The organism is Nocardiopsis sp. TNDT3, from assembly GCF_003427465.1.
GTDB lineage: Bacteria > Actinomycetota > Actinomycetes > Streptosporangiales > Streptosporangiaceae > Nocardiopsis > Nocardiopsis dassonvillei.
Window position 1 is genome coordinate 1 of the sequence record NZ_QPFC01000399.1, and the last position, 4,760, is coordinate 4,760.

The window sequence follows — 4,760 nt, forward strand, 5'->3', positions numbered from 1 at the left end:
GAACACGCAGCCCGAGGGCGGGTCCGCCGGGTCGGGCGGGTCGCCGGGCAGGCCCCGGGGCGCCAGGCGCGAGGCCGGGTCGCCGATGCGGGGGAAGGCGGCGCTGAGCGCGCCGGCGTAGGGGTGCGCGGGTTCGTGCACGACCTCCCGCGCCGGTCCCTGCTCCACGACCCGGCCCGCGTACATGACCGCGACCCGGTCGCAGGTCGAGGCCAGGACCGACAGGTCGTGGCTGATCATCAGCATGCCGATGCCGTGCTCGGCGACGAGCCGCCGCAGCAGGGCCAGGATCTGGGCCTGGATCATCACGTCCAGGGCGGTGGTGGCCTCGTCGGCGATGACCAGGCGCGGCTCGCAGGCCAGCGCCATCGCGATCATGGCCCGCTGGCGCTGCCCGCCGGACAGCTGGTGGGGGTAGTCGCGGGCGCGGGAGGCGGGCAGGCCGACCTGTTCGAGCAGTGCGCCGACGCGTGCGGGCGCCTCCGCCGCGGGGACCGTGCCGTGCACGCTCATCGGCTCGGCGATCTGCTGTCCGATCCGCCGGACCGGGTTGAGCGAGTGCATGGCGCCCTGGAAGACGATGGAGGCGCCCGCCCAGCGGACCGCGCGCAGGCGGCCCCAGCGCATGTCCAGGACGTTCTCGCCCTCCAGCAGGACCTCGCCGGAGATGCGCGCGGTCTCGGGCAGCAGGCGCAGCAGGGCCAGGGCCACGGTGGACTTGCCGCTGCCCGACTCCCCCGCCAGGCCCAGGGTGTCACCGGGGTCCAGGGACAGGTCCACGCCGCGCACGGCGGGGATGTCGCCGCCGCCCGTGCGGTAGGTGACGCGCAGGTCGCGGACGTCGAGGAGGGAGGTCAACGCTGCTCCCGGAGTCGCGGGTTGATGACGGATTCGAGGGCCCGGCCGCACAGTGTGAAGGACAGCGCGACCACGGCGATCGCCAGGCCGGGCGGAACCATGTACCACCAGATCCCGGAGCTGATCGCGCCCGCGTTGCGGGCCGCGTCCAGGATGCCTCCCCAGGAGATCGTCGTGGGGTCTCCCACGCCCAGGAAGGCCAGCGTGGACTCGGCGATGATCGAGGTGGCCACGAGCAGGGTGGTCTGGGCGAGCACGACCGGCATGACGTTGGGCAGGACGTGCCAGAGCATGACGTGGCCGTGGCCGCCGCCCAGGGCGCGGGCCCGCTCCACGTAGGGGCGCGCCTCCACCGCGAGGGTCTGGGCGCGCACCAGGCGCGCCGTGGCGGGCCAGACGGTCAGGCCGATGGCGATGATGATGGTTCCGGTGCCGCGCGGCAGCACGGCGGCCAGCGCGACGGCCAGGACGAGCGTGGGCAGGACCAGGAACCAGTCGGTGACGCGCATGAGCGCGGAGGACACGAACCGCCCCGCGGGGCCGCCGGAGGCGCCGAAGTGCCCGGCGGTGACCCCGACCAGGGTGCCCAGGACCACGGAGACGGCCGTGGCCAGGAAGCCCACCGTGAGCGAGACCCGTGAGCCCCAGACGACCAGGTCCAGGATGGAGCGGCCGAAGTTGTCGGTGCCGAGCGGGAACCGCGCGCTGGGCTCCTCGTAGGCGGTGCCCGGCGCGCCGGTGACGGTGAGGTCGGCCTGGTCGACGAAGAGCGGCGCGGTCAGGGCCAGGGCGCCGATGGCCAGCAGCGCGGTCAGGCCGACCAGCCCGGCCCGGTTGCGGGCGTACTCGCGGGCGAAGCGGCGCAGGGCCTCCTGACGGCGTCTGCGGGCCAGGACGCGGGGCGAGGGCGGTGCGGTCGTCGGCGGCGGTGCGGTCGCCGTGGCGGCGCCCTCCGACCGGGCGGAGGGGCCTTTCTCCCCGTCGCTCGGGCTGCCGGGCGTCCCGGCGGGGGCGTTCACGGGCGCACCCGGGGGTCGAGCAGCGGGTACACCAGGTCGGCGAGCAGGTTCATGAGGATCACCGAGGCCGCGAACACCACGAACAGGCCCTGGACGAGGCCGAGGTCGGGTACGCGCAGGCCGGAGTAGAAGAGCTGTCCGAGGCCGGGCCAGGAGAACACGGTCTCCACGAGGATCACCCCGGACACGACCTGTCCGAGGTTGAGGAACAGGAGCGTCACCGTGGGCAGCAGGGCGTTGGGCACGGCGTGCCTGCGCCGCACCAGGGCGTCGCGCAGGCCCTTGGCGCGCGCGGTGGTGAGGTAGTCGGCGCCCTTCTCGTCCATGAGCGAGGAGCGCATGATCATCAGGTACTGGGCGTAGATGACCGCGACCATGGTGGTGACGGGCAGCACCATGTGCCAGGCGGTGTTCAGCACGGTCTCCAGGCCCCCGCCGGTGCGGGGGTCGACCATGCCGCCGGTCGGGAACATGCCGGGCACGAACCCGCGCCCCGAGGCCAGGAAGACGATGAGCAGCAGGCCGAGCCAGAACGTGGGCACCGACCAGAAGAACAGGGCGACGGCGGTGTTGGCCCGGTCCGAGCGGCTGCCCGGCCTCCAGCCCGCCCGGGCGCCCAGGAACAGGCCCAGCAGCGCGGCGATGACCGTGCCGGTCCCGGCGAGCAGGATGGTCGGGCCGAGCCGGTCCAGGATGAGTTCGGCGACGGGTTCGTGGTACTGGAAGGACTCACCCAGGTCGAGGCGCAGCAGGCCGAGCGCGTAGTCGAGGAACTGCTGCCACAGCGGCTGGTCGAGCCCGAACTGGCGGCGCAGCTCCTCGCGCTGCTCGGCGGTGACCTCGCGGCCCTCGGTCATGGCGCGCACGGGGTCGCCGGGCAGGATCCGGAAGAGGAAGAACCCGGCGACGACCACGGCGGCCAGGGAGACCACCGCGGTCGTCAGGCGTCCGGCCACGTAGCGCGCGGCGCGCCGGGCGCGGCCCGGTCCGGCGGGTTCGGCCGGGGAGGGGGCGGTGATCGCCTCCTCCCCGGGCGGGCCTCCCGCGGCGGTGGGAGTAGTGGTCACTCGCGGTCCTCCATGGTGGAACGTCGGCGCAGCAGCAGGAAGCCCCCGACCGCGGCGAGGACGAGCACGACGGCCCCGACGCCGATCCAGACCCCGGCGGAGGGACCGGAGGCCGCGCCCGCGGTCCGCTCGGCGGCGGGTTCGGCCGACCACCAGGCCCAGTAGCCGTCCTGTCCCCAGATGTTGCCGCCCTCGGCGGGCTCGTACTGGATGGAGGCGATGTGGTCGGTGCGGTAGGCCTCCATGATGTTGGGGTAGGCCAGCACGTTCACGACGGCCTCGCGGTAGAGGACCTCCTGGAGCTGGTGGATGATCTCCGCGCGGGCCTGGCGGTCGTACTCGGCGAGCTGGGCCTCGTAGAGCTCGTCGTACTCCTCGTCGCAGAAGTAGGCGTCGCCCTGCATGGTGCCCGGCTCGGTGGGCAGGGCGCCGCAGGTGTGGATGCTCAGCACGTAGTCGGGGTCGGGGTTGACCGTCCAGCCGGTGAAGATGAGGTCGTACTCGCCCGCGAAGAGGGCGTCGCTGAGCACGCCGGGGTCGACGGTGAGGTTCTCCACCTCGATGCCGATGTCGGCCAGGCGCTCGACGATGACCAACCCGGTGTTGACGTTGTCGGGCCGGTCCTGGTGGACGTGCATGCGCAGTTCGAGGCGGTCGCCCTCGGGTGAGACGCGCACGCCGTCCTCACCCCGCTCGTACCCGGCCTCGTCGAGCATGGCGTTGGCCGCCTCGGGGTCGAAGTCGAGGACGGCCTCCTCGCCCTCGGGCGCCCAGTGGAAGTCCTCGTAGCGGGGCGGGATGTAGCCGCCCGCGGCCACGGCCTCGCCGCCGTGCGCCTTGTCGACGATCTCCTGGTTGTCGATGGCCATGACGATGGCCTGGCGCAGGGTGCGGTCGGCGAGGGCGGGGTGCCCGTCGCCGAACTCCTCCCCGTCCTGGGTGACCGCGCCGGGGTTGATGGTGAAGGCCTGGAAGCGCTTGCCGTCGGCGATGTTGACCCGGACGTCCTGCGCCGACTCCAGCGCTGCGGCCTGCGCCTGGGTGAGTTCGTAGACCAGGGAGACCTCACCGCTGCGCAGCGCCTCCACCGCGGCGTCCTTCTCGGAGTAGTAGCGCAGGACGACCCGCTCGAAGGCGGGTGCGCCGCGCCAGTGGTCGGGGTTGGCCTCCAGGGTGATGGAGCGGCCCCGGTCGTGGCCGGTGAGGACGAAGGGGCCGCTGCCGACGGTCGGGAAGTCCTCGTTGCCGTAGTCGGCGAAGGCGTCGCCCTCGCGCTCCAGGATCGGCTCCCAGACGTGCCTGGGGACGATCGGGACGTTGAGGGAGGTCATGGTGGCCTGCGGCTCGTCGAGTTCGATGACCACGGTGTGGTCGTCCTCGGCGGTGACCGTGTCGAAGCCGGAGACGTAGTTGCCGTTGGCGACGGCCGCGGCCTCGTTCTCCATCATGGTGGTGAAGGTCCAGACCACGTCGTCGGCGGTCAGGGGCTCGTCGTCGGAGAACCGGACGCCCTCGCGCAGGTGGAAGGTCCAGGTGAGGCCGTCGTCGCTGGACTCCCAGGACTCGGCGAGGGAGGGGGCGGGTTGGTTCGTCTGGGGGTCGACCGTGACGAGGGAGTCGTAGACGTGGCGCAGGACGTTGGTGGTGATCGCGAGCTGCGCGGTGAAGGGGTTGAAGGAGTCCACCTGCTGGGAGGTGGCGATGCTGAGGGTCTGGCCGTCGGAGGTGTCCGCGGCGGCGGGGGCCGCGGCGGTGCCCGCCAGGAGGAGCAGCGCGGCGGCCGTGGCGGCGGTGCGGCGCGGGGCCCGGCGCGGGA

General features: G+C 73.2%; 4 protein-coding genes. All 4 read right to left on the reverse strand.

Annotated features, from left to right (window positions below):
* Nucleotides 1–858, reverse strand: an 858-nt coding sequence (locus tag DQW06_RS10670; protein ID WP_157983398.1) for an ABC transporter ATP-binding protein, incomplete at its 3' end; no start/stop codon positions are given.
* A complete protein-coding gene (locus DQW06_RS10675; RefSeq protein WP_117198371.1) occupies nucleotides 855–1,877 on the reverse strand; it encodes an ABC transporter permease in 1,023 nt (340 codons plus the stop codon). The genes DQW06_RS10675 and DQW06_RS10670, both read right to left, overlap by 4 nt.
* Nucleotides 1,874–2,944 carry an ABC transporter permease gene (locus DQW06_RS10680; protein ID WP_117198372.1) on the reverse strand — a complete coding sequence of 357 codons (1,071 nt, stop codon included), beginning with the start codon at nucleotides 2,942–2,944 and terminating at the stop codon, nucleotides 1,874–1,876. The genes DQW06_RS10675 and DQW06_RS10680 overlap by 4 nt, the downstream gene beginning before the upstream one ends.
* Nucleotides 2,941–4,760 (reverse strand): ABC transporter substrate-binding protein (locus DQW06_RS10685; RefSeq protein WP_232833002.1); only part of this gene is annotated, 1,820 nt, incomplete at its 5' end. The genes DQW06_RS10680 and DQW06_RS10685, both read right to left, overlap by 4 nt.